Origin of the sequence: Plantibacter sp. ME-Dv--P-095, assembly GCF_030209365.1 — a bacterium.
GTDB lineage: Bacteria > Actinomycetota > Actinomycetes > Actinomycetales > Microbacteriaceae > Plantibacter.
In genome coordinates this window covers 183592-208093 of record NZ_JARVSB010000004.1, presented here as the reverse complement: position 1 = coordinate 208093, position 24502 = coordinate 183592, and the positions used below count along the sequence as shown (strand labels likewise).

At 66.7% G+C, this 24502-nt stretch carries 25 protein-coding genes and 1 other RNA gene; 3 read left to right on the top strand and 23 right to left on the bottom strand.

Going from position 1 to position 24502, the window contains the following annotated elements; genetic code table 11:
• Positions 1-16: 16 nt before the first annotated feature.
• On the top strand, positions 17-1000 hold the full coding sequence (locus QRN26_RS06100) for a DNA topoisomerase IB (RefSeq protein WP_056007092.1): 984 nt from the start codon (positions 17-19) through the stop codon (positions 998-1000).
• Here the strand turns inward: QRN26_RS06100 and QRN26_RS06095 are convergent.
• The 12 genes from QRN26_RS06095 to prfB all read right to left on the bottom strand — a co-directional run bounded on the left by QRN26_RS06095 (position 997) and on the right by prfB (position 12219).
• Positions 997-1362 (bottom strand): DUF7882 family protein, encoded by a 366-nt coding sequence (locus tag QRN26_RS06095; protein ID WP_056007095.1) that lies wholly within the window; start codon positions 1360-1362, stop codon positions 997-999. The genes QRN26_RS06100 and QRN26_RS06095 overlap by 4 nt on opposite strands.
• Before the next feature lie 15 nt (positions 1363-1377).
• On the bottom strand, positions 1378-1755 hold the full coding sequence (mnhG, locus tag QRN26_RS06090; RefSeq protein ID WP_056778195.1) for a monovalent cation/H(+) antiporter subunit G: 378 nt from the start codon (positions 1753-1755) through the stop codon (positions 1378-1380).
• Positions 1752-2015, bottom strand: coding sequence for an MrpF/PhaF family protein (locus QRN26_RS06085; protein ID WP_285035884.1), 264 nt, complete (start codon positions 2013-2015; stop codon positions 1752-1754). The genes mnhG and QRN26_RS06085 overlap by 4 nt, the downstream gene beginning before the upstream one ends.
• Positions 2015-2584 carry a Na+/H+ antiporter subunit E gene (locus QRN26_RS06080; RefSeq protein ID WP_285035883.1) on the bottom strand — a complete coding sequence of 190 codons (570 nt, stop codon included), beginning with the start codon at positions 2582-2584 and terminating at the stop codon, positions 2015-2017. The genes QRN26_RS06085 and QRN26_RS06080 overlap by 1 nt, the downstream gene beginning before the upstream one ends.
• The gene (locus QRN26_RS06075) at positions 2584-4152 is read right to left on the bottom strand and encodes a Na+/H+ antiporter subunit D (protein WP_056007107.1); all 1569 of its coding nucleotides are present in this window, start codon (positions 4150-4152) and stop codon (positions 2584-2586) included. Before QRN26_RS06075 ends, QRN26_RS06080 begins: the two co-directional genes overlap by 1 nt.
• Positions 4149-4628, bottom strand: a complete 480-nt coding sequence (locus tag QRN26_RS06070) for an NADH-quinone oxidoreductase subunit K (RefSeq protein WP_056007110.1) — start codon at positions 4626-4628, stop codon at positions 4149-4151. Before QRN26_RS06070 ends, QRN26_RS06075 begins: the two co-directional genes overlap by 4 nt.
• The gene (locus QRN26_RS06065; protein WP_285035882.1) at positions 4625-7555 is read right to left on the bottom strand and encodes a Na+/H+ antiporter subunit A; all 2931 of its coding nucleotides are present in this window, start codon (positions 7553-7555) and stop codon (positions 4625-4627) included. Before QRN26_RS06065 ends, QRN26_RS06070 begins: the two co-directional genes overlap by 4 nt.
• Positions 7556-7694: 139 nt before the next feature.
• Positions 7695-8063: a transfer-messenger RNA gene (gene ssrA / locus QRN26_RS06060) on the bottom strand.
• 136 nt (positions 8064-8199) lie between these two features.
• Positions 8200-8676, bottom strand: coding sequence for an SsrA-binding protein SmpB (gene smpB / locus QRN26_RS06055; RefSeq protein ID WP_056007115.1), 477 nt, complete (start codon positions 8674-8676; stop codon positions 8200-8202).
• A 111-nt stretch (positions 8677-8787) separates the two neighbouring features.
• A complete protein-coding gene (ftsX, locus tag QRN26_RS06050) occupies positions 8788-9702 on the bottom strand; it encodes a permease-like cell division protein FtsX (protein WP_056007118.1) in 915 nt (304 codons plus the stop codon).
• Positions 9699-11009 carry a cell division ATP-binding protein FtsE gene (gene ftsE / locus QRN26_RS06045; protein WP_285035881.1) on the bottom strand — a complete coding sequence of 437 codons (1311 nt, stop codon included), beginning with the start codon at positions 11007-11009 and terminating at the stop codon, positions 9699-9701. Before ftsE ends, ftsX begins: the two co-directional genes overlap by 4 nt.
• Before the next feature lie 100 nt (positions 11010-11109).
• Positions 11110-12219, bottom strand: a complete 1110-nt coding sequence (prfB, locus tag QRN26_RS06040) for a peptide chain release factor 2 (RefSeq protein WP_056007124.1) — start codon at positions 12217-12219, stop codon at positions 11110-11112.
• A 46-nt stretch (positions 12220-12265) separates the two neighbouring features.
• Here prfB and QRN26_RS06035 point away from each other — a divergent pair, with 46 nt between their 5' ends.
• Positions 12266-13534 carry an MFS transporter gene (locus tag QRN26_RS06035; protein WP_056778205.1) on the top strand — a complete coding sequence of 423 codons (1269 nt, stop codon included), beginning with the start codon at positions 12266-12268 and terminating at the stop codon, positions 13532-13534.
• A 24-nt stretch (positions 13535-13558) separates the two neighbouring features.
• On the opposite strand, the gene QRN26_RS06030 is transcribed toward QRN26_RS06035, so the two are convergent.
• From QRN26_RS06030 to QRN26_RS05980, 11 genes are all read right to left on the bottom strand, one after another.
• Positions 13559-14023, bottom strand: a complete 465-nt coding sequence (locus tag QRN26_RS06030) for a hypothetical protein (RefSeq protein WP_285035880.1) — start codon at positions 14021-14023, stop codon at positions 13559-13561.
• On the bottom strand, positions 14020-14433 hold the full coding sequence (locus QRN26_RS06025; protein WP_285035879.1) for a TadE family protein: 414 nt from the start codon (positions 14431-14433) through the stop codon (positions 14020-14022). The genes QRN26_RS06030 and QRN26_RS06025 overlap by 4 nt, the downstream gene beginning before the upstream one ends.
• Before the next feature lie 49 nt (positions 14434-14482).
• Positions 14483-14908, bottom strand: coding sequence for a TadE/TadG family type IV pilus assembly protein (locus tag QRN26_RS06020; RefSeq protein WP_350223912.1), 426 nt, complete (start codon positions 14906-14908; stop codon positions 14483-14485).
• Positions 14892-15086 (bottom strand): hypothetical protein, encoded by a 195-nt coding sequence (locus QRN26_RS06015; RefSeq protein ID WP_056007134.1) that lies wholly within the window; start codon positions 15084-15086, stop codon positions 14892-14894. The genes QRN26_RS06020 and QRN26_RS06015 overlap by 17 nt, the downstream gene beginning before the upstream one ends.
• Positions 15087-15099: 13 nt before the next feature.
• Complete coding sequence (locus QRN26_RS06010) at positions 15100-16038, bottom strand: type II secretion system F family protein (protein ID WP_285035878.1); 939 nt, start codon at positions 16036-16038, stop codon at positions 15100-15102.
• On the bottom strand, positions 16035-16904 hold the full coding sequence (locus QRN26_RS06005) for a type II secretion system F family protein (protein WP_285035876.1): 870 nt from the start codon (positions 16902-16904) through the stop codon (positions 16035-16037). The genes QRN26_RS06010 and QRN26_RS06005 overlap by 4 nt, the downstream gene beginning before the upstream one ends.
• Positions 16901-18130 carry a TadA family conjugal transfer-associated ATPase gene (locus QRN26_RS06000; RefSeq protein ID WP_056778219.1) on the bottom strand — a complete coding sequence of 410 codons (1230 nt, stop codon included), beginning with the start codon at positions 18128-18130 and terminating at the stop codon, positions 16901-16903. The genes QRN26_RS06005 and QRN26_RS06000 overlap by 4 nt, the downstream gene beginning before the upstream one ends.
• On the bottom strand, positions 18114-18443 hold the full coding sequence (locus QRN26_RS18915) for a hypothetical protein (RefSeq protein ID WP_350223916.1): 330 nt from the start codon (positions 18441-18443) through the stop codon (positions 18114-18116). Before QRN26_RS18915 ends, QRN26_RS06000 begins: the two co-directional genes overlap by 17 nt.
• 100 nt (positions 18444-18543) lie before the next feature.
• A complete protein-coding gene (locus QRN26_RS05990; protein ID WP_285035874.1) occupies positions 18544-18678 on the bottom strand; it encodes a hypothetical protein in 135 nt (44 codons plus the stop codon).
• Positions 18679-19269: 591 nt separating this feature from the next.
• Positions 19270-21603: a hypothetical protein gene (locus QRN26_RS05985; protein ID WP_285035873.1), complete on the bottom strand. Its 2334-nt coding sequence runs from the start codon at positions 21601-21603 to the stop codon at positions 19270-19272.
• A 538-nt stretch (positions 21604-22141) separates the two neighbouring features.
• Positions 22142-22453, bottom strand: coding sequence for a helix-turn-helix domain-containing protein (locus QRN26_RS05980; RefSeq protein WP_285035872.1), 312 nt, complete (start codon positions 22451-22453; stop codon positions 22142-22144).
• Between the two features lie 970 nt (positions 22454-23423).
• Between QRN26_RS05980 and QRN26_RS05975 the strand changes: the two genes are divergently transcribed.
• Positions 23424-24062 carry a helix-turn-helix domain-containing protein gene (locus QRN26_RS05975; RefSeq protein ID WP_285035871.1) on the top strand — a complete coding sequence of 213 codons (639 nt, stop codon included), beginning with the start codon at positions 23424-23426 and terminating at the stop codon, positions 24060-24062.
• Positions 24063-24502: the final 440 nt, after the last annotated feature.

The window sequence follows — 24502 nt, the reverse complement described above, 5'->3', positions numbered from 1 at the left end:
GTCGTACGCTGAGCGGATGGTACGACTGAGGCGCAGTGACGTCAGCGGGCAGGGCATCCGACGGGTTCGCTCCGGACGCGGCTTCAGCTATCGCCTGCCCGACGGTTCCCTCCTCGAGGACCAGGAGATCCGTGCCCGTATCGACGGGCTCGTGATCCCGCCCGCCTGGAACGAGGTGTGGATCACCCCCTACGCGAACGGGCACATCCAGGCGACCGGCATCGACACGGCCGGCCGACGCCAGTACCTCTACCACCCCTCGTGGCGCGAACGCCAGGACCGCAACAAGTTCGACCGGGCGCTGGCCCTCGCCGAGGCCCTTCCGGCGGCACGAGGACGGGTCACGCGCGACCTCAGACTCGAGGGCTACCCGCTGGCCCGGGTGTCGGCCGGGGCGTTCCGCATGCTCGACACGGGGTCACTGCGCGTCGGCGGCGAACAGTACGCGGAGGCGAACGGGAGCCACGGCCTGTCGACGCTCGACGGCGCACACGCCCGGGTCAGCGGCGACACCGTCGCCCTGAAGTTCCCGGCCAAGAGCGGACAGCCCTGGGAGTCGGACATCGTGGACGCCGACCTCGCCTCACTCATCCGTTCCTTGAAACGGCGAGGCCCGCATGCCCGGCTCCTCGCTTGGAAGGACGGCAACCGGTGGAGGCACCTCCAGGCGAGCCAGATCAACGACTACGTCCGGGCGCAGACCAACGGTGCGTTCACGGCGAAGGACTTCCGCACCCTCCACGGCACCGTCGCAGCGGCCGAGAGCCTCGCGAAGGCCGGACCGGTCCGGAGCAAGACCGCGCGATCGAAGGTCGTCGCCCAGGCCATGCGGGATGCCGCAGCTGTCCTCGGCAACACCCCGGCGATCGCCAAATCGAGTTACGTCGACCCACGCGTCGTCGACCGCTACGCGCACGGCGAGACGATCCCGCCGGACGGCCGGGGCTCCCCTGAGCTCGCCCTGCGCGTCCTGCTCGTCGGAACGGACGACGGGTCCTAGTCCTCACCGTGTTCGTGGCTGCCGTCGCTGTCATGCGACAGTCGACCGCCAGCGAGGTGCCTCTCGACCTCCGATTCCGGGATGAGCTGCAGCCCGCGCGGCGAATGGGATGTCTCCGAGAGCACCTCGAGCCAGGCCCGATTGAGTTCCGGAGGCCGGCTGCCGAAGAAGCGGAACTGCAGCGGGATGCTCGGAGACAACCACAGCGAGCGCCGCCCGGAACCGTGTTCAGCGTCGTTCGCCCAGCTGAGGAAGAAGCCCTCCTGCCGACGGAGCTTCGCCCCGATCACGGCCTTGAGGTGTGCGAGCGCGCGGTCGTCGATCTCGTACTCGTCGCCGGATCCGTAGATGAGCATTCCCATGAGGACATTGTGCCGCTACTCGGGCGTATGTCCCGGATGTCGTTCCTCGCCGAGCTCTTCGCGTCCGGCGAGCTCGTCCCGGACGAGCAACGTCTCGTCGAAGTTCCCACTGCGGTACGCCGCGCGCGCGACCATGTGCGCGGAGATGGGCGCCGTCAGACTCTGGAAGACGATGATGGCGATGGCGATCGTGATCGTCCCGACCGTGGGACTCGACACGGCGACATCGGCCATGATGGCGATGAGCCCGAGGATCTGCGGTTTCGTCGCCGCGTGCAGTCGCGAGAGGACGTCGGGGAAGCGCAGGAGACCGACCCCGGCGGCGAAGCACATGATCGCCCCGACGATGACGAGCGCGCCGGTGACGATGTCGCGGATGAGATCGACGGTCATGCGTCGTCCTGCTTCGACATGAACCGCGCGACGCTCACCGAACCGACGATCGCGAACATCGCGAGCGCCAGGAGGACCGGGAGACCATCGGTGTGCCGGTTGACGGCCATCTCCGCTCCGATCGCGCACATCACGGTGGCGACCAACACGTCGGACGCGATCACGCGGTCGAGGAGGCTCGGCCCGCGGATGATGCGGTAGACCGCGGCGAGGGCAGCGGCGGCGAACAGCACGGACACGACGATGATGACGACGAGCATCACGCACCCCTTCCGGTCGAGACGTGGTCGTGGTCATGGCGAAGCGCGTCCGCCTCGGTGCGGGATCCGATGGCGAGGATGAGACGCCGCTCCGTTCCGAGGACCTCGGCGACGACCTGCTCGATGTCGGAGTCGTCGTGCACGTTCAGGGCGTGCAGGTAGAGCGTCGACGCGGTGCGGTCGAGGTCGACCACGATCGATCCGGGCACGATCGACACCGCTTCGGCCGTCCAACTCATGATGAGGTCGGACGAGGTCCGGAGACGCACCGCGATGAGGGCGTTGCTCGACCGGAATGACGGACGGAGGACGAGCCAGGTGATCTCGGCGCTCGCTCGGACGATGTCGACGAGCAGGCGGCCGAGGAACACCGCGGTCCGCCAGATGTTGATACGACCGCTCAGCTCGACGGCAGGGAGGTAGAACAGGAACGAGACCAGGAGAGCGACCCCGAGCCCGGTCACGAGCGTGAGGAGGTCGAACATGCCCCAGAGGAGGCACCAGAGCAGCACCAGTCCCGCCGTCAGGAGGGCCTGGCTGACGAACGCGCGACGACGTGACGGTTGCATTACCTCAGGTGCTCCGTTCCGTCGGGGAAGACCGCGGTGATGTAGTTGTCCGGGTCTTCGATGTTCTCGGCGGCCCGCGTCGCGAGGCCGAACAACGGTCCGGCGAACACGGTGAGGGCGAGGGTCAGGGCGACCATGCCGGTCGTCGCGCCGATCATCGGGCGGGAGATGGTCTTGGTGTCGACCGACCCCGAGTCCTCCGGGCTCTCGGCGAGCTGGTCGAGGAGCGGCGACGAGTATCCGGCGACCTCGTCCTTGCCGCGCCAGAACCCCATGTTCCAGACCCGCGCCAGCGCGTAGAGGGTCAGGAGCGAGGTCGCAGCACCGGCCGCGATGAGGATGTAGGAGAGCGGGTCCCCCAGGGCGACACCGGCCTGGAAGAGGCCGATCTTGCCGAGGAACCCGGAGAACGGCGGGATGCCGCCGAGGTTCATCGCCCCGATGAAGAACAGCACCCCGACGATCGGCGAGGCCTTCAGGATCCCGCCGAGCCGGGAGATGGAGGTCGTCCCGCCGATCCGCTCGACGAGCCCGGTCGTGAGGAACAGGGTGGTCTGGACGACGATGTGATGGACGATGTAGTAGATCGTCGCAGCGGTGCCGGCGACCCCACCCACCGCGATGCCGAAGATCATGTACCCGATGTGGCTGACGAGCGTGAACGACAGCAGCCGTTTGATGTCCGCCTGTGCGACCGCGCCGAAGATCCCGATGAGCAGCGTCAGGAAGGCGATCACCATCAAGGGCGTCGCGAGCGGGACCTCCTTGAAGATGAGCGTGTCGGTGCGGATGATCGCGTACACACCGACCTTCGTCAGCAGGCCGGCGAAGACCGCGGTGACCGGCGCCGGTGCGGTCGGGTACGAGTCCGGGAGCCAGAACGAGAGCGGGAACACCGCCGCCTTCACCGCGAAGCCGAGCAGGAGGGCCGCGCAGAGGATCGCCTGGACCTCCATGGGTAGATCGCGGACGCGGTCGGCGACCAGGGCGATCGTGACCGTGCCCGTCGCGCCGTAGATGAGTGCGATCGCTGCGACGAAGAGGAGGGACGACATGAGGCTGATGACGATGTACGTCACGCCCGCACGGATCCGCGCGCCGGTCCCGCCCAAGGTGAGCAGCACGTAGCTGGATGCGAGCAGCATCTCGAACCCGACGTACATGTTGAAGAGGTCGCCGGCGACGAAGGCGTCGAACAGACCGGCCGCCAACACCAGGTAGGTGGGGTGGAAGATCGACACCGGGGTCTCGCGGTCGCCGTCGACGATGCCCTGACCGATGGCGAAGACGAGGACGCCGAGCAGCATGAGCGCCGCGATGAGCAGCATGATCGCCGACAGGCGGTCGACGACGAGGACGATGCCCCACGGCGGGGACCAGCCGCCCAGTTCGACCACGATGGTGCCGCTCTGGTCGACCGCCGCCAGGAGCACGGCGCTGATCACGGTCACCGCGGTGAGCGCGACGACGCTGATGAGGACCTGGGTCTTCCGGCGGTTGCGGAACATGAGCGCGACGGCGGAGCCGATCAGCGGGATCATGACCACCAGGGGCACGAGTGCGTTCATTCGCCCGCTCCCTTCCTGGCCGTGTTCCGATCGTCGCCGTGCTCGTTGCTCTCGTCGAGGACCCGTTGGATGGCCTCGTCGTCCAGGTCGACCTGGTTGAAGACCGCGTCCGTCGCCGCCTCCGTGTCGTCCGCGTGCTCGTCGCTGAGGGTGTCACCCTCGTCGCCGAGCTGCGCCAGCCACCAGGTCCGGTAGATCAGGGCGAGGATGAACGCCGTCACGCCGAAGTTGATGACGATGGCCGTCAGCATGAGCACCTGCGGCACCGGGTCGACCATGCGGTCGTCCGAAGCCGTCCCGGTGACGAGTGGCGCGGTACCGCTCGGTCCGCTCATGATCAGGATCAGGAGGTTCGTCGCGTTGCCGACGAGGACGAACCCGATGAGGAACCGCGTCAGGCTGCGTTCGAGCATGACGTAGACGCCCGTGCCGTACATGACGGCCATCAGGACGACGAGGGTGAGGGAGGCGCTCATCGTTCGACCTCACTCGCCGAGAACTCGTCCGTACTCTGCTCGTCGATGTCGGCTTCCTCCTGTTGACGGTCGACCTCGGCTCCGAGACTGCGCAGGATGTCGAGCGCGAGCCCGACGACCACGAGATAGACACCGATGTCGAAGATGCTCGACGTGCCGAAGGAGAGGTGGCCGAGGATCGGGACGTCGGCCGAGAAGTACGCGGATTGCAGGGCTTCCCCGCCGAAGAACAGCGACCCGACGGCGGTGCCGACCGCGAGGAGCAGGCCGACGCCGAGCACCTTGCCGGCGTCGATGGGAACCGCCTCCCCCAACTCGTACCGGCCACCGGCCAGGTACCGCATCACGAGCGCCAGTCCGGCGAGCAGGCCACCAGCGAACCCGCCACCCGGCTCGTTGTGTCCGACGAAGAGGAGGAAGATCGAGACGACGATCGCCGGGTGGAACAGGAGTCGGACGAGCACCTCGAGCAGGATCGAGCGGTTCGCTTCGGCGATGGCACGGCCGCCGATGAGCCACGAGTGGCGTCCGACGGCGTCGCGGGGAGCCTCCATCTCGCTGTCCGCCAGATGCGGGTCCGACACGACCTGCGAGCGCAGGCTGGGCGTCCGCCGGCGACGGGCGCCGCTCAAGCGCGGCACCTCTGCGCCGCGCTGGGAGACGAACAACAGGCTGGCGATGCCGGTGGCGACGACGACGAGGACGGAGATCTCACCCATCGTGTCCCAGGCGCGGATGTCGACCAGCATGACGTTGACGATGTTCTTGCCGTGTCCCTCTTCGACCGCGAGCCGGGGCAGTTCGGTCGCGATGCTCTCCGCCTGGCGTGCGCCGAGGGCGATCACCCCGATGAGGCCCATGACGGCACCCGTCAGGGTCCCGATCACGACGCGGCGGGTCCGGTGGACCGGAGCGTTCCGCTGGGCGATCTTGGCGGGGAGCCGTCGGAGGACGAGGACGAAGACGACGATGGTGATGGTCTCCACCAGTGCCTGCGTGAGGGCGAGGTCGGGGGCGCCGTGCAGGGCGAACAAGGCCACGAGGCCGAAGCCCGTGACGCCCACGAGGAGGACCGCCGCCATGCGCTGCTTCGCCCTGGCCGCCGCGATCGCCGCGGTCGCCATGATGATGGCGATCGCCACCTGTGCCGGGTAGTCCCACAGGCGGACCTCGTCCGGCCAGGCCCGGCCGACGAGTGCGATCGTGCCGAGCGTCAGGACGAAGACCACGAGGATCGTGGACAGATACTGGACGAGCCCGCCGCGCTGCGCGAAGAGGGTGACCTTCGCCGAGAGCCGATCGATCCCCTGTGTCGCGGCCCAGTAGCCCTTCGACGAGTCGATGACCGACGGGAGGCGGTCCTGCAGTCGCGCGACCGGGAGACGCCAGCGGAAGAGCAGCAGACCGAGGAGCACGACGACCGCCGAGATCCCGAGGGCGGGCTCGAAGCCGTGCCAGAGCGCGAGGTGGTATCCGCCCTCCCCCACCGAGTCCGCGTAGGGCGCGAGAACGGTGTCGATCGGGGTCGTCGCGAAGCCGAGCACGATGGTGGCGACCGCGAGGACACCGGGAGCGATCAGGATGCTGCCGGACTCCGCGTGCAGCTCGGTCGGTGCCGCGCCACGGCGGTCACCGAACGCGCCCCAGAGGAACCGAGCACTGTAGGCGACCGTCAGGACGGAACCGACGGCGGTCCCGATGATCGCGACCCACCCCCAGGCGTCGCCCTCGAGTGCGCCCTCGAGCAACGAGGTGAACACGGCCTCCTTGGCGACGAAGCCGAAGAGTGGAGGAATGCCAGCCATCGATGCGACGGCGATCGCGGCGATCACGGCGAGGACCGGCGTCTGGCGCCCGACACCGGAGAGATGCCGCCAGTCGCGGGTCCCGGCCCGATGGTCGATGATCCCGACCACGAGGAACAGGGCGGCCTTGTAGATCGCGTGAGCGAGCAGCAGCGCCACCGCTGCCAACGCCGAGTCGCGCGTGCCGTAGCCGGAGACCACCATGAGGAACCCGAGCTGGCTGACGGTGCCGTACGCCAGGACGAGTTTGAGATCGTACTGACGGAGCGAACGCCAGGCTCCGGCCACCATCGTCAGGACGCCGAGACCGACGAGCATCGCATCCCAGCCCGGGGTGTCGGCGTACCCCGGCGCGAACCGCGCGACCAGGTAGATGCCGGCCTTCACCATCGCCGCCGCGTGGAGATAGGCGCTCACCGGCGTCGGGGCGGCCATCGCGGCTGGCAACCAGAAGTGGAAGGGGACGAGGGCGGACTTCGAGATCGCACCCACGAGGATCAGGAGGATCGCGACGGTGGTCGCCGGACCGGTGAGGCCCTGCTCCACGATCGAGGCGAGGGAGGTGCTCTGCGCCTGCACCGAGATCATGATGACGCCGACCAGCATCACGAGCCCGCCGAAGGTGGTCACCAGCAGCGCCTGCAGCGCCGCTCCACGGCTCTCCTTGCGATCGGTGTAGTGCCCGATCAGCAGGTAGGAGAGCACACTCGTGATCTCCCAGAACATGAACATCACGATGATGTCGTCGGCCGTGACCAGCCCGAACATCGTTCCTGCGAACGCGAAGAGGAACGCGGCGAACCGCCCGAGTCCGGGCTCGTCCGCTGAGAAGTACCGCGCGCAGTACACGAGGACGAGGGCGCCCACCCCGGTCACGACGAGGGCGAGCAACCAGGCGAGCGTGTCCATCCGGAACGACAGCGCGATGCTCAGCTGCGGGATCCACTCGATTGTCTCGACGACGGTGCCGCCGGACGACACCGTGGAGGTCTGGAAGAGCGTCCAGATGAATGCCGCCGCGGGAATACACGCGATGACGTAGAAGACCTTCGTCGACAGCACTCTCGTGAGTGTGGGCGTGGCGACGGCGATCGCAGCAAAAACAAGCAGGATTGTCGCCATGCAGGTCTCCCGGGTGGTGGCGGCCTCTGGACTCCCAGGCTAGCAGCCCGTCGGGGGCCGCCTGACCTCAAGCACGACGAAAGGCCCCCGCCGAAAGCGAAGGCCCGACGTCGAACCGACGGCGTGTGACAACGACCAGGTGTGGAGATGGGGGGAATTGAACCCCCGTCCACTGCTGTGATTCTGCGCCTTCTACGGGCGTATCCCTTAATGCGTTCTACTCGGCCCCGACCATTGACAAGGGCATCTTGGTCGACGGGCCCAGCCGAGGAAAAGTCCCGGATGACGTCGCGGCTCCGTCATCCAGCAAGTCCCCTAGATGACGCCAGGATCCGAGACGGGGACACGCTCGGTCTGACGGACTATCGGGCTCGCTTAAGCAGCGAGGGCGAAGTCAGTGCGCTTAGAGTTGGCACTTGTTGTTTTGCAGAGATCGTTAACGAGATAACCCTGCATCCTCGACCCGCTTCTCGCAGTTTCGCAGGCAATGTCGAAACCGATCATCCCCATGCGCTCAGCACCCCGTCGCCGAGGTGAAGAGGGTCGTTGTCACACGCTGTCGAGTTGTCAATCCACCGCGAGCGGTGAACGAGCACCTTCCGGTGCAGCTTTCAAGTGTACCGCGCGCCGGCGGTCGTGTCACCCTATTCGCCGAGTCGGTTCCTGGTGGCCATCGCGCGAGCCGCCTCGCGGGTGTCCTGCTTCTCGCGCAGGGCATGCCGCTTGTCGTACTCCTTCTTGCCCTTCGCCACGGCGATCTCGACCTTGGCCTTGCCGTCCTTGAAGTAGATCTTCAGTGGCACCAGCGTGAACCCACCCGGTGCGATCTTGTGCGCGATCTTGTCGATCTGCTCGCGGTGCAGCAGCAGCTTGCGCTTGCGCCGCGGCGGGTGGTTCGTCCACGTCCCCTGGCCGTACTCGGGGATGTGCACCGCGTCGAGCCACGCCTCACGGCGGTCGATGAAGGCGTATCCGTCCACGAGCGACGCGCGACCGGCTCGCAGCGACTTCACCTCGGTACCCGTCAAGACCATGCCGGCCTCGTAGGTGTCCTCGATCGTGTAGTCGTGGCGGGCCTTGCGGTTCGTGGCCACGACGTTCTCGCCCCGTTCCCTCGGCACGGTGTACTCCTGACGTTCTGGTTCGGATCCATCGGAACGGACCGGCCGCGATCGCGGCAGCCTGTCAGTCTAACGCAGAGCGAGCGGCGCGGTGTCCGCACCGCTCCCCCACTAGACCTTGAGGTACCGCGAGATCGCGAAGTTGGCCGAGATCGCGGCCAACAGCACGCCGACGAGCAGCAGGATCGGCAACACCACGAAGGCGTCTCCGAGATCGACGAAGTTGACGTACCGCATGCGGTCCGCCAGGTATCCCTGGACGAACACCTGGACGATGGTGATCACCGCCCCGGCCGCGAGGACGGAGCCGATGAGTGCCGCGAACACGCCCTCGAGGATGAACGGTGTCTGGATGAACCGGTTCGACGCACCGACGAGCCGCATGATCCCGAGTTCCCGGCGTCTGGAGTAGGCCGACAGCCGGATCGTGGTCGCGATCAGGAGGGCTGCCGCGACGAGCATGAGCGCGGCGATCCCGATCGCGGTGTAACTGGCGATGTTCAGGACCGAGAAGATCTGGTCGAGATACTGGCGCTGATCCGTCACCTGCTCCACGCCCGCGACGCCGGAGAACGCCTCGACGAGCACGTCGGACTGCGACGCGTCCTTCATGTTCACCCAGAACGTCTCGGGGAGCTGATCGGCGGTGACGAACTGCGCGATGTCGTTGCCCTTGAACTGCTCCTGGAAGTTGGTGAACGCCTGCGCCTGGTCCTCGAAGTAGAACTTGTCGACGAAGGGGGCGAGGGTCGACGACTCCAACGCGCTCTGCACGGCGGCGCGCTGTTCCTCCGTGGCCGCACCGGCGGCGCAGGTGTCGCCGGCACTGTCGGCGGTGCACAGGTAGATGGCGACCTGAGCGCGGTCGTACCAGTAGTTCTTCATCTGGCCGATCTGCATCTGCAGCAGCACGGCCGTTCCGACGAAGGTCAGGGAGATGAAGGTCACGAGCACGACGGAGACCACCATCGAGACGTTGCGGCGCAGGCCGTTCCAGACCTCGGACCAGATCAGTGCGAGTCTCACTTGGTCGGCCCCACGTTCTGCTCTCCGTCTTCAGAGCCGCGCGCGGCGGCGCGCAGGCCGAGCCGCTCGGCGAGCGACAGGTGTTCGACCTCGATCGGGTCGATCTCGTTGCGCGCCGGGAGCCCGATGGGTCCGGTGGCATTGCTCAGGCGTTGTGGTGGGGCGACCTCCGGGACCGTGGCCGCCGGCGGCAGGGCCGACTCCGCTTCCGGCGTCGCCGCGTCGACCTCGGTCACATCCGTCACCGGTTCCTCGGCTCGCACGACCGGCGATTCCGGCTCGGCGGCCGGCGTGACGGCCGGTTCCTCGATCGGGGTCGCGACGGAAACGCGGGTCGTCGACTCCTCGGTGTCGTTCTGGGGCGAGGAGTCGCGCGAGACCGCGTTGGACGCGGCCGTTGCGGCGGGAGCCGTCGGCGTGGCGGCGGTGGCGGCGACCGCGGCGGCTGCCACGGCACTCGTCGTGGGCTCGGCGCTCGCTGCAACGGAGGACGTCGTGGTCGTCACCGGGACCGACGGGGTCTCTGCGACAGCCACCGCGGGCGTCGATGCAGTGATCGGCGCCTGCTGGGCGGACGGGGCGGCGGCCTTCGACGACCCTCGGACGAGCCCGGGGATGGCGGCGGTCGTGCCGTACCCACCGTGTCGTTCGTCGCGGACGATCTGGCCGTCCTGCAATTCGATCACCCGACGCTGCATCTGGTCGACGAAGCCGGCCTCGTGGGTGGCCATGACGACGGTCGTGCCACCGGCGTTGATGCGTTCGAGCAGCTGCATGATCCCCGCGCTGGTCGCCGGGTCGAGGTTTCCCGTCGGTTCGTCGGCGAGGAGGATCTGTGGCTTGTTCACGATCGCTCGGGCGATGGCGACACGCTGCTGCTCACCACCGGAGAGCTCGTGCGGGAGTCGCTGTGCCTTGCCGTCGAGACCGACCATCTTGAGGACGTCGGGAACGGCCTCCTGGACGAATCCGCGTGACTTGCCGATCACCTGCAGGGTGAAGGCGACGTTCTGGTAGACCGTCTTGCTCGGGAGCAGCCGGAAGTCCTGGAAGACGACACCCAGGCTGCGACGGAAGTACGGGACCTTGCGGTTCGAGATCGAACCCAGGTCGTGGCCGAGCACATGGATCTTGCCCTTGCTCGGCTTGTCCTCCTTCAGCATCAGGCGGAGGCAACTCGACTTCCCGGATCCCGAAGCACCGACGAGGAAGATGAACTCTCCGCGAAGGATCTCGAAATCGACGTCGTTGAGGGCGGGACGCGAGGTTCCCGCATACTTCTTGGAGATGTGATCAAACCGAATCATGGCTCCTTGAGCTTAAGGAGCGGCGTGCCGATTACGGGCAGGACACGCCCGCGATCCGCACCCTGTACGAGGGCTGGGCGAACACTATGTCCGGGTCCGGCTACTCGGCTTTCGACATCGAACGCCACCGGATCCCGGCGGCGATGAACCCGTCGAGATCGCCGTCGAACACGGCTGCCGGGTTCCCCTGCTCGTGCTCCGTCCGCAGGTCCTTGACCATCTGGTACGGCGCGAGCACGTACGAGCGCATCTGGTCGCCCCAGCTCGCGGTGATGGTGCCGGCGAGCTCCTTCTTGGTGGCCGCCTCCTGCTCCTTCTGGATGAGGAGGAGTCGTGACTGGAGCACGCGCATGGCCGCGGCACGGTTCTGGATCTGGCTCTTCTCGTTCTGCATGGACACGACCGTGCCCGTCGGCAGGTGGGTGATCCGCACCGCGGAGTCGGTCGTGTTGACCGACTGACCGCCGGGGCCACTCGACCGGAAGACGTCGACCCGGATGTCCGACTCGGGGATCTCGACGATCTCCGTCTCCTCCATGAGCGGGATGACCTCGACGGCGGCGAAGCTGGTCTGTCGCTTTCCCGCAGCTCCGAACGGGCTCATGCGGACGAGCCGGTGCGTCCCGGCCTCGACGCTGAGGGTGCCGAAGGCGTACGGTGCGTCGACCTCGAAGGTGGCCGACTTGATCCCGGCCTCTTCCGCGTAGCTCGTGTCCATGACGGTGACCGGGTACTTGTGCTGCTCAGCCCATCGCAGGTACATGCGGAAGAGCATGTCGGCGAAGTCGGCCGCGTCGACACCGCCGGCGCCCGCACGGATGGTGACGACGGCCGGACGCGGGTCGTACTCGCCGCTCAACAGGGTCTGGACCTCGAGATCGCCGAGCACCTTCTGGAGGCTGATGAGCTCCTGGCGGGCTTCCTCGGCCGACTCCTCGTCCTCGGCGTCCGTGGCGAGCTCGATGAGCACCTCGAGGTCGTCGAGACGGTTCGCGATGCTCGTGATCCGGGCGAGCTCGGACTGACGGTGGCTGAGCGCACTCGTCACCTTCTGCGCGTTGGTGGTGTCGTCCCAGAGATCCTGGGCACCCGCCTGCTCGCTCAGCGTCGCGATCTCGGCTTCGAGACGGTCGACGCCGACGACGCTGCGGATGTCGTCGAAGGTCGAGCGGAGGGTACTGATCTGTGTGGAGAGGTCCAAGTCAAACATTTGGGATCAGCCTACCGCGCAGTGCCGCGGGCGTACGATCGAGCAGATGACTTCCGAAGAACGCCCGTTCAACCTGCGCTCCGTCGCAGTCGCGGTCTTCCTCCCCACCCTCCTGTTCTCGATCGGCGAGGGTGCGATCATCCCGATCATCCCCGCTGTGGCGGGGAACCTCGGCGCGACGCTGGCCGTCGCCGGTGTCATCTCGTCGCTCATCATGCTCGGGGAGCTCGTCGGCGACGTGCCGTCGGGGTGGATCGTCAGCCGGATCGGCGAACGCTTCGCGATGATGTGGGCCGCCCTGCTCGCCGTCGTCGGTGTCGCGACCGCGGCGATCTCACCGAACCCGTTCGTCCTCGCGCTCGGGATCTTCTGCATCGGCCTCGCGACGGCGGTGTTCGGCCTCGCGCGGCATGCCTTCATGACGACGTACGTGCCGATCCGCTACCGCGCGAGGGCCCTCTCCTCGCTGGGCGGGGTCTTCCGCGCCGGCACCTTCATCGGCCCGTTCCTGGCCGCAGGCGTCATCCACCTGACCGGCACCTCGCAGGCGGCGTTCTGGGTCATGGTCGTGTGCTGCGTCGGGTCCGCGGTGACGCTGCTGGTGCTCCCCGACCCGGCCGAGATGTTCGGTCGGCCGAGCCCTACCCGAGGCCCGGAGGGCGAAGCCCGGACCGAGGGTGAGGAGCTCGCGGCAGCGGAGTCGAGCGGGCTGCTCGCGGCGATCCGCGCCCACGGCGTCGTCCTCACGCGGATGGGGACCACCGCCGCTCTCGTCGGGGCCATGCGGTCGTGCCGTGCCGTGCTCCTCCCCCTGTGGTCGGTGAGCATCGGCCTGTCCGAGACCGAGACGGCACTCATCATCGGCGTCGTCGGAGCGGTCGAGTTCGCGTTGTTCTACGCCAGCGGGCAGATCATGGACCGTTGGGGCCGGATCTGGACGGCCGTCCCCTCGATGATCGGTCTGGGCTCGGGGTTCATCATCCTGGCGTTCACGCACGACCTCGACAGCGCCGCAGTCTGGTTCATCGCCGTCGCTCTGGTGCTCGCACTCTCGAACGGTCTCGGCAGCGGAATCCTCATGACCCTCGGATCGGACCTCGCGCCGCCGGACCGCCCGGCGCCGTTCCTCGGTGCCTACCGCTTCCTCGGAGACGCCGGCACCGCCGCCGCTCCGCTGGCGATGTCCGGGATCACCGCGGCCGCATCGATCTCCCTCGCCGCGGGCACCATCGGCGGTGTCGGGCTGATCGGCGCGTTCCTCCTGTTCCGGTTCATCCCCCGCTTCATCGACCGCGGCTCTCGGCCCTTCCCCTGATCGGTAGCGAGCCGTTCGGCGTGGTCACCAGAACACGCTGCGGGCGCTCGCCGTCGCCTCGATCCGCACACCCGTCGGCACGAACAGCGTCAGCATCGGTGGACGCCACTCGGATGCCAGGGAGACCTCAGCGCCCCGCCCGTCCGGGGTGACGGCCTCGAGGATCTCGACGCCGGTGAGCGCACCTGGGCCCTCGGCGGCCAGTGTCGCGCGGGCGCTCGACGCCACGGCGGCGTCGTCGAGGACCGGCCGGAACGAGCCGTCGGGCAGCATGACGACGTCGTCGATCGAGAACGACTCGGCAGCCGTGGCGGCCAGTCGATCGGCGAGCCCGAGGAGGCGCTTGTGCTCGACGTACAGGGAGGTCGCGGCGATCCCGACGAGCACGACCGCGAGCGTCACCGCGGCGAAGCCGATCGTCAGGAGGATGGTGGATCCGTCGTCGGTGCGGAGGTCGCGGCCGGCCGGGCCCGATCGCGGGCCCGTCATCCTGCCTCACCGTCGCGGTCGTCGAATCGTGAGATCGGCGCCGTCGCGGATCCGGACACCGGCACCGCCGCCCACGACCCGACGGTGTCGGGCATGAGCGGCAGGGCCACCAGGATGTCGATCCTCACGCTGACGGATCCAGCCCGTTGGCCGCACGGCAGGCCGGCTGGCAGGCAGCCGAGCTGCGCCGAAGCCGCCGATCGGTCGAGCCCGAAGTCGGCCAGCGCGAGTGCGAGTGCATCGTCCACACGAGTCCGACCCGTGGCGTCGTCCGGTGCCCGTGCGTACGCTTTCGCCGCCTGCACGGCGGCACCGTCTGCCGCCAGCACCGCCGCCTGGATCTCCGAGAGCGCCACGATGAGGTAGACCAACGGGACGAGCAGGACCAGGCCGACGGTGATGAACTCCAACGAAGCCGAACCATCGTCGTCCCGCGCGCCCGCCGATCCGCCGGTCCGGTCACTCGAGCGTCTCCAGCACCGCACGGCCCTCCACCTCCAACGCGCCCGGGAGACCGAGCAGTCCGATGACGGGCAGCGGAGCACGGACGGTCACGGTGACGACGCCGACACCACCACGATCGGCAAGCGACGCACGGATGTCGCCCGTGTAGGCCTCCCCCACCGCCACGGCGACGAGATGCCGTGTCCGGTCGGCACCGTCGAGCAGTTCGGTGTCGGCGAGGGCTCCGAGACGGGCTCCCTCGGCGGCAGCGTCGATCAGGGTGTTCCGCACGTGCAACGCGAGGGCGAGCTGCACCACGGACATCATCAGGATAGTCAGCATCGCACCGACGAACACGAACTCGGCGACGGCTGAACCGTCCTCCTCCCGAGCGCACCGACGACGCAGGCGTCCTCCGCCGGACTTAGATACCGGAGACACGCTCGATGGCCTGCTCGAACACCTGCGTGAGCGCCGGGCCGGCGACACCCCAGATCAAGAGGACGAGCCCCGCCGTCATGAGGGTGATGAGCACCCAACCGGGCACATCGCCGCGGTCCTCGTCGAGGAGGGCCCGGCCTCGGTCGCGGAGGCGTTGCGGGAGGAGGGGGGAGGACATGTGGGACCTTTCGTTAGAAGCCGGTGCGGAGCACGAAGACTCCGGGGAAGACGGCGATGATGATGGACAAGGGAAGGATCAGGAAGACGAGGGGCACGAGCATCGCGACCTCCTTCTTCCCGGCGGACTCCAGCAGGCGGCGTTTGGCGGTGTCGCGTCCGTCGTGCGCGTGGTCGAGGAGCACCGCGGCGACGGGGGTGCCGCGTTCGAGCGCCCCGAGGATCTGGTCCACGCACCGGGAGAGCGTCGGCATCGCGAGTCTGGCCTCGAACTGACGGAACGACTGCGCGAACGGGATCCCCGTCGAGACCTCTGCCATGACCTGCCGGAACTCGTTCCCCAGTTCACCGCTGGAACCGATCCGTGCGACGCGGTCCATCGCGTCGGTGATCGCCTCGCCGGCGGCGAGGCTCAGGCTGAGGAACTCGAGGACCGTCGGGAGTTCCTCCTCGATGCGCGCCAGCCGGCGGCGGGCGGTGAGGTTGAGCAGTTGGTCGCGCAGGACGATGCCCGCGACCGCGCCCAGCGCGGGCAGCGCCGCAGCGAACGGGAGCGGGAGTCGACCGCCGCTGAACGCGAGCACGGCAAGCGCCGCTCCGATGGCGAAGCCCCCGAGCCCCCACAGCAGTTGCATCAGTCGGTAGCGCTCCAGCGTGGGACCTCCGGCCTGCCCGAGTCTGCGGACGACGAGTTCCTGGTCCGCTCCGACAAGGCCGAGCAGCCAGCGCAGAGCGCGGAGGACCGGGACCAGCAGCGTTCCGATCACCGGCAACGGGTCCGTCGAACGTCGTGCCGCCCGCTGCCGGGCATCGCTGGAGAGGTCGACCAGATAGGGCGCGATGCGGTCCGCCAGCCGAGGCCTGCCGAGCGCGGGGAGCAGCATCGCGAGTGCCCACAGGCCGATGCCCAGCGTCGCGCCGAGACAGAGCGCCCAGGCGCCGTCGGCGCTCATCGGAACCACCGTCGTTCGGGTTGCAGGCGACCCACGCGGAGCATGGCCTGGTAGGCGAGCGCCGAGACGACGACGCCCGCGATGATCAGGACCGCGCCCTCGCGCGAGTTGTAGGCCGCCGAGGTCTCCGGCCGGGAGGAGAGCAGCAGGAGGATCGCCCACGGCGCGGCGACACCGAGCCGGGCCGCGTTGACGACCCAGGATTGGCGCGCCTCGGCCTCGGTACGGATCGCCGACTCCTCGCGCAGACCGGCGGACAGCGCTCGCAGCACCGCTGGGAGCTCCGTGCCGCCGACGTCGCGCGCCATCCTGACCGTCTCGAGGATGCGGTCGGCGACGGGGTCCGCGAGTGCGGTCTTGAGGTCGTCGAGGCCGTCCGCGAATCGCCCTGCGGCCCGGTAGTCGGCGCTGAACGCCGCGAAGGCTGGGCGGAGCGGCGCTGGTCCGACGGTGTCGAGCGCGGCGACGGCGTCCGGGAGCGAGAGTCCCGACCGGATGGCGGACAGCAGGTGGTCGACGACGTCGGGCCAGAGCCCGCGTTGCAGGCGTCGACGGGCGGCGGCGCGGGCGCGCAGCACGATCACCGGTGCGACGAGTCCCGCGACGGCGACGACCGCGCTGAGCGGCATGACCCGACAGAGACCCTGCACGACGGCACCCGACACCAGACCGGCGAGCACGGCGACCACGAGGGTGGCGGCCCAATACCGGCCGGGGAGCCCGGCCAGGATGAGGAGCTCCCGAAGGGCAGCGACGGGACGCCACCGCTCGAGCCTCGCCCGCAGCGGCTCGGGTTCAGGCCACCACCAGGGCGCCAGGGTGAGGAGCAGCCCGGCCGCGAGCAGCGCGCCGACGACGAGACTCATCGCTCGCCGGCAGTGAGGATCGAGGCGAGCGAGATGCCTGCCGACCGGTACTTGTCGTCGCGGAGCGGGAACCGCCCGGTCGCGCGCAACTCGCCGTCGCGGTGTTCGAACAGCGTGGAGGCTTCGATCGTGTGGGATTCCCCGCTCCCGCCCACCGCGATGATCTCGGCCACCCTCCGACGACCGGTGCGGTCGAGCTCGCAGTGCACGACCAGGTCGACGCAGGACGCCACGGCTGGTCGGACGAACCCGGAGTCGATGTTGCGCCCGGCGAGCAGCGGCAGGGTGCAGAGCTTGCCGATCGCGTCGCGAGCGGAGTTCGCGTGGATGCTGCAGAGTCCGGGCAGCCCGCTGTTGAGGGCGATCAGGAGGTCGAGGCTCTCCGCCTCGCGGACCTCCCCGACGACGATGCGATCGGGCCGCATTCGCAGGGCCTCTTTGATGAGGCGCCGGAGGGTGATCTCCCCCGTCCCTTCGAGACTGGCTTGTCGGCACTGCATCGCGACGACGTCCCGATTGCCCGGCGCGAGCTCGAAGGTCTCCTCCACGGTGACGATCCGGAGGGCGGGATCGAGTGCCGCGATGAGCGCGCCGAGCATGGTGGTCTTCCCCGCCTGCGTCGCCCCGGACACCAGCAGGTTGGCACCGGCGATCATGCTGGCCCGCAGGAACTCCGCGGCCTGATAACTGATCGATCCGGCGGCGACGAGCTGACCGAGGTCGCGGATCCGCGCGGAGAACTTGCGGATGTTGATCGACATGTGGCGCCGGGTGACGTCCGGGATGACGACGTGCAACCGGGACCCGTCCGGCAGCGACGCGTCGACGAACGGGTTGGCCAGATCGACCCGACGTCCGGTCGCTCGGAGCATCCGTTCCACGAGGTCGCGGACGTCGCCCTCGCCGAGCATGACGTCGGTGAGCTCCGACACCCCGGAACGTGCCACGAACACCTTGGTCGGCTCGTTGATCCAGATCTCCTCGACGCTCGGGTCGTCCAGCAGGGGCTGGATCGCCCCGAAGCCGGTCACCGCGGCGAGCACCTCACTCGTCATGCCGTGCTCGTCGTCGATGAGCGGTGTGGCGTCGTTCAACGCGTGCTCGTTGTACCGACGCACCTCTTCACGGGCGATCCGCCCTGCTCCACCGCGCCGGCTCGGTTCACCGAACTCCTCGCGCACCCGGTCGCGCACGCGCGCCGTGATGATCTCAGCCGCTGTCCCCATGCCGCCATCCTGACGAAGACGCGCCACTCCCCGCAGAAGTTATCCACAGCACCGCCCGCTCGACTGGCTCGACAACGCACTTCGCGCCACGATCACGACAGCGCACCTCGTCTGGACGGAGCACGCCGAAAATCACGTGGCACTCGACCTCGAGATCAATACAGCGGATTTGCACGGGAAGGAGGACCGATGCGATCCGGTCACCGCGGAGCACTACACGATCGCCTCGTGCGCAAAACCGGGCACACTCGGCCGCCGCGTCGATGAGCGTGTTCCGGACGTACAGGGCCAGCGCGAGCTGGACCACGGACATCATCAGGATGGTGAGAATCGCTCCGACGAACACGAACTCGGCGACGGCTGATCCGTCCTCGCCGCGCACGAGCCTCGTCCGCCATCCGCCGACCTCGGGCTCAGATGCCGGAGACACGGTCGGTGGCTTGTTCGAACACCTGCGTGAGCGCCGGGCCGGCGACACCCCAGATGAGGAGGACGAGTCCGGCCCTCATGAGGGTGATGAGGACCCAGCCGTTCTTTGGAGTGTTCATGCGTGTTGCACGGCGGACGACGACTCGTGGATACGCACATTTTCCGCTCGTGGCTGCTGGGTGTCACAGCGCTCCCATCCGGGCGAGCCGTATTGATGGCGCTGTCGTCCAAGGATGTACTTGACGGACCTTTCGCTGATTGAGATCAGTCCCGCACGCAGGGGCGCGTACTGGCACCCGTTCGCAGCGTCGAATCAGTTCGTCAAGCCTTGGTGGGGGCGGCAGTCATCGGTGCACAGCTCTGAACACTGGCTTTTGATTGAGCGAACTGGCGCAGAAGTGGCCCGCTGCAAATTCAACCTTCACGAGCATGCGTTGTCCAACCCGGTGCTCGGATCGATGGCAAGCGGGCAGCTGGACCTCGTAGCTCTCGAGGTCGCAGCGTTGAGTCAACGTCGCGGCGTAGGACGTGCCGTACTTCTCGAACTTCGCGAAATGTACCCGCTACCCAAGTTGACCGCACCGAACGACGGCCCCGTTTCAAGAGGATTCTGGGACAACGTGGGGTGGACCCGTCATGGGTCTCCCCACGAGGTACTTCGTTCCGAGAGAGTTACCTACTCGGAACGGTGAGCACGCCCGACATCCTGCTCACCGGCGCCGACGCTTCTTCTTCGCCTGGGTGGAGGTGATTCCCTTCGCCTTCGGCGGAAGCGGCGCCGCCATCTTTTGTATCGGGAAGAGCGTCTCAACCATGCGATCAAGCTCTGCGTTTGGAGTCGGAGGCGCACCGTCGTAGATGACGTCGGCGAGTGCGCGGCTCACCTCATCGAAGACGAACGCGACGCCCCGCGTGAGACTCATCTGGTACTTCTTGGCGCGCAGATATGCGCGGGTTGTTCGGGCGATCTCATCGACGTCACGCTGAATCGGTCGAGTCGTCCAGACGAGGAGCCATGACTCGCTCAGCGTAGAGCCAACGGGGACCGCTTGGGTGCGCTGTCTTCCGTCACCGGATGTACGGGCGAAGAGATCACGTGGCATCTGCTGCCAGCTCCTCTGTGCCTTTGTCGAGCCGGACAAGAGCGTTGCGCCAATGCTGAGCCAGGCATGGAAGCGGCGAACTTGGATTTCGTCGACCAGCTGATTCATTGGGCTCTCCGAGCGCGTCGGCCTCGGTACTCGCGGCAACGAATCGTCAATTTGTGCGTAGTGCCAAGCATCAAGGGGATCCGTTCTGCTGCTGATGTAGACACGCGCCTGACTCGCTCGGCGACGGAGCTCGCCCGGAGAAGGCGCCTTGACGTAGGGCAACTCCGCCGCAACCTTCTGCGGGTCAGGTTCGACGAACAAGCCGGCTTCGAAGAAGTAGAGGAACAGATCGAGTTCGTCAGCCGCCGCGAACGCAAGCGAGACCTCCGGATCGCGCCGGCGGCGCAGGTACAAGAGGAACTCCGCTGGTCTCGCTACTAGGGTCGCTATCACCTGAAGATCATGAATAGACACAACCCATGGGATATGCCTGTCATCAAGCAAGCCGGCAGCGACGAGATCGCTTGTGGCCGTCGCAACACCTGAAAGATCATCTAGAGTGAGCGCGACCGTATGGATTTCCCGAATCTGGCTGAGGTCGAGCCAACCGCCGTCGTGAAATCGCACGCCGCCATCGTCTTCGATACGAACCTGCAAGCGAGCTGCCTGTTCTGCTGCCACGCTGATAATGCCAGTCAGGTTTTGTCGAAGTTTGCGCGTCTCTCCCGACCGAGTGGCCGGCGTGACAGCCACCGCTTTCGCCTCAACAATGATCGCCACATCATCGAGGATTAGCAGGAGATCCCCTTCGACCTTTTTCGTGTAGCCGGCCGCGGCCCCCTGAGCTTCGGCCTCGTCGGACGGCACGAAGTAGTGAAACCCGGCGTAGGTTGTGGCACCGGGGAGCATCGGCTCCAGCGCGGCGCGGCCTAGGCTTTCGAGTAGTTCACCACGCCAGTGCTGGTAAGGCTCCCATTCGGGGAGTCCCTTGAGTCGCTGCTCCAGGTTTTCTCTAATTGCAGGAAGCGTGAGCGCATCATGCACAAGCATGTACTCGTTGCGTCGCGTGCGGATCACGGGATTTGTGCGGAGCGGGTTGTCTCCCGCAACAAACCCGACGAGGATGTCCCGAGCACCGGCTTGGCCCACATCGACTGAAAACACTTCGAGCACGCTGTCGACTACATCGGATGCGAGACCTGTGTATACCGCCAATTCTGCTGGTGAAACTGCAACCAGATTGGCGGTCGGTTGCCATCCGATATTGACAGCTGATCGAACACGCTGCGCCTCTTCAAGGTCATCCCGGGTGACGTCGGCCGCGTGGGCGTAGTCCAGTGCGCGAAAGCACTCACCTAAGCGGTCATTCATGCGCTCGATCTGCAAATCATGTAGTCCTGTCAACACGACGTACGCGTCGGAAGCATCGAAGCCCAATCGCTTGATGAGCGCCGTGGTGGTCCCGCCGTGCCCAAAAAGAGCGTCCTGCGTCACCTTGACCATGTCCGAGTAAGAGCTGTTGCGCATCCATACGTTTGCAGAACGCGCCGAGAACGCGATCGAATCAAGATCACCTCGAGGCCGACCGCTCAAAACGATGAGCTCTCTCGCTTGGCAAAGCTCGACGAGGCTTCTGGCGGCGTCGGCCCATTGGTGTGCCTCGTTATAAAGGGAGTTCGGAGTCTCGTCAGTGGCAGATCCGTCGACCTCTGCTTCGTCTACTGTCAGCGCGATCAGAGCTATCAGCTCGGCTGTCGCTGGCCCCGCCTGGGTATCGGGCTTGATCTGACCGCCGATTCCCCAGGGAAGGCAAGCCAACCTCGCGAGTTCAACCACTCGTTCTGCGCGGTGAGCACCGATTCTCGCCACGAGGTCAGTGACCTGCTCAGCAATTCGCCGATCGGCCTCTTCGATAGGCGATTCGGTCACAGCAAGCTCTCCGATGAGGCCCATCTGCCGATGGACTGTTTCGGCAATCGATTGAGTGTGAGGGTCTCCGCTCGCAACACCGCGTGCCGTCCGAGACTTTCTTGACCGCGACCTTCGATTCCCACCCATCACACCAATGAACCACGAAGTACTCAAGTTGCGCCGATCAACACGGATACGGCCCAGACTGAGCACGCGATGGATCGCCCAACGAATGGACCGGCGGCTTCCTGCGAACTGCCCCAAGCACGGTGTCCCAGAGGGCACATCGCGAAGCAGGACGACGGCCACAGCTAAAGTGCTGGCCTCTGACCAGGGGCAGCACGCGCAGCGTCGCCTCAGCATGGAGGAACAGCAAGGCATCCGGCGAGGTCGCCGTCGAGAGGCCAATCCATCAGCTGGTCGGCGCACAGCTTTCGAACAGCCTCCGCTCATGCCCCGCTCGACGCGCGCCACGAAAGGCCACGCTGGCTCCGCGGTGCCCTGTCGGCAGGACACGCCGCTGCTCTCACTACACGAGCAACCCACCCATCCTAGGCAACCGTGCCTCAAGTGATTGCGTTCAGCGAACTCGAAGGTCTGGGGCAGGTTCTGGCACCATCTCAGCGAGTTCCACGCCGAGGACCCTAGCAAGCGCAAGTAGCGATCGAAGCGGCGGATTCGACGGGACACCGGCCCGGGACTCACCCTTTTCGTATCGCTGATACGTGTAGCGGGCCAGCCCAGCTCGGTAGGCAACGTCCTCTTGACTGAGGCCGGCATTGCTGCGCAACTGGCGAAGTCGAACCGCGAGTCGATGCGCGAAATCTGCCCATTCGGCGTCGACTTGCTCATCTCTTGCTACCACCTGTCCAGGGTCGTTCGGGCGCCGCATCGATGTGGCCTAGTCCGTGTGGCATAATTTCGGTGGCCATACGAAACAATCGACTTCTGCCGGAATCTTCTCCACTCTGCACGTGTGCTGCCCGCCCTACGGACACCGCGGTCGCACCGAAGGGCAGGGCTCGCGCAGCGACCGCGATTGTGACGGCGAAAGTGGCGGATAGTAAAGCATGGGCAAGCTGGTGGCGTGGCGTTTCTCACCCGCCGCCTGCCACGTGGAGCTACACCTTCGAAGACTTCACGGCGGAGGACAGCGCGGACGAGTGGGCTTTGGCCGCGGCCATTTTCATCGCGCAGTATCGCCGTCGCCATCAACAAGGGCCCACATTCCGGGAGCTCTTCGAGCATCTCCTCCCCGACTCGTGTGGGGTGCCCGCCGGTCTACCTGTGGAGTGGGACGTCGTGGAACGGCGGGCAGGCAACGGCAGCTTTCGCGGTCACGTCGCGATCGAGTGGCGTCGACGTGGATACATCGGATTCGAGAAGCAGGTCACCAGAAGTCTTCGAGTGGGACATCGATTCCGCGAGCGTTCCCGCGAACTCCAGCGCCTGCGAGCAACCGGCCCCCACCCTGCGCCGGAGGACTGCGGTATTTCGGACCATCTCGCAACTGACCTGTCTCTCAGCTCGGACGCGGTAATTTCACTACTTCGTATTGCTCCCAGGTCCTTGAGGCGCCTCACTGACGGCGGATTCCTCCACTCGGTTCGCAGCAACGGAGGCTGGTTGTATCCTGTCTGGCAGTTCGCCAGCGGCCCGAACCGGCCCGTCGTCCCTGGCACTAACGTGGTTGCTTCGGCGATGCCCGAGGGATGGAGCTTGTCCCGCATCCACGAATTCATGTCGACTCCCCGACATGATCTAACGGCCGATGGCATCCCACTGACGCCCGTCCAGTGGTTGATGGGCGGGAAACACCCGCAGCCTATTGCCGCCGTACTCGGGGCGTTCGGATAGCAACGATGGAGCCCCAGCCCTCTGCGCACGCAGATGAGACCGAGCTCGAGTCGGCGAAGAAAGACCTTGGGGACATCACCAGCACGTGGTCGTCGTTGAACCGCTTGATCGAGGCTGCAGCCCGCACCGGTCGCGACTGGAAACTCGTTGATGCTGTCTTGCAAACGATCACCGATTTCATACGCGAGCCACTGGGAAACGGGCCCGTGCCGGAACAGCAGCTTGTCGGAGGAGACGTCTGCTCGACCAATTCTGTGACACCTGCCTGGAAGCCTCGACTCGAGGCCGTGGTCGACTCATTCAGTGATGATGAAGCGTCACGCTGCCTCGACGTGGGACTACGCCACCTACGTCGTCTCGCTCAGTACGGACGGATCTGCTCCTTCAAAGTCGGCAAGAGAAGGCGCTACCCGATGTGGCAATTCGCGGACCGAACAGGCCTTCTCCCTGGCGTTCCTGTCGTGGTAGCTGCGATTCCCAAGAACTGGAGCCCCGAGACAACCCACGCATTTATGACTACACCAGCCCTCGGACTGGTACGCGGCGTCGAGCAGCTGTCACCCATCGAGTGGCTTCGTGCCGTCGGCGATCCGTCGATGGTGGTCGTGCAGATGCAGAAACAGTCAGGGATCAATGCGCGTTAGCTGCGGGCTTTCGCGCCTATCAGTCGGTTCGGCGCCGCGGTCAATGATGAAAGTCCTCCTCACCTGGGATGATCGGGGTTGTCTGGAACCCAATGCCTCTGAATTGGGGAGCGCTTTCACGGTGATGAATACCGGAGGGTATCCACGTGTTCACCTCGACTCTGCGCCCGTTGCGACGGTCGACCAGGCGGGCGGTGCGCTGCTGACGGAAACAGTGCGCGACGGGCCTGGGTCGAGCCCTGCCGCAGGCCTTGACGCCGTGGCACAGACCGTTCACGATCCACGATCCGGGCAAGGTTCTCGCGGACCTCGCGATCCCTCTCGCGTTGGGCGGTGACGCACTCGCTGGTGCCGGGGTCCTGCGCGGCGAGCACGCCCGGGGCACCAAGCGGCAGCGAAACTCCGAATCGGGGAAACCCGGTCGCCAGCCTGCCAACCGA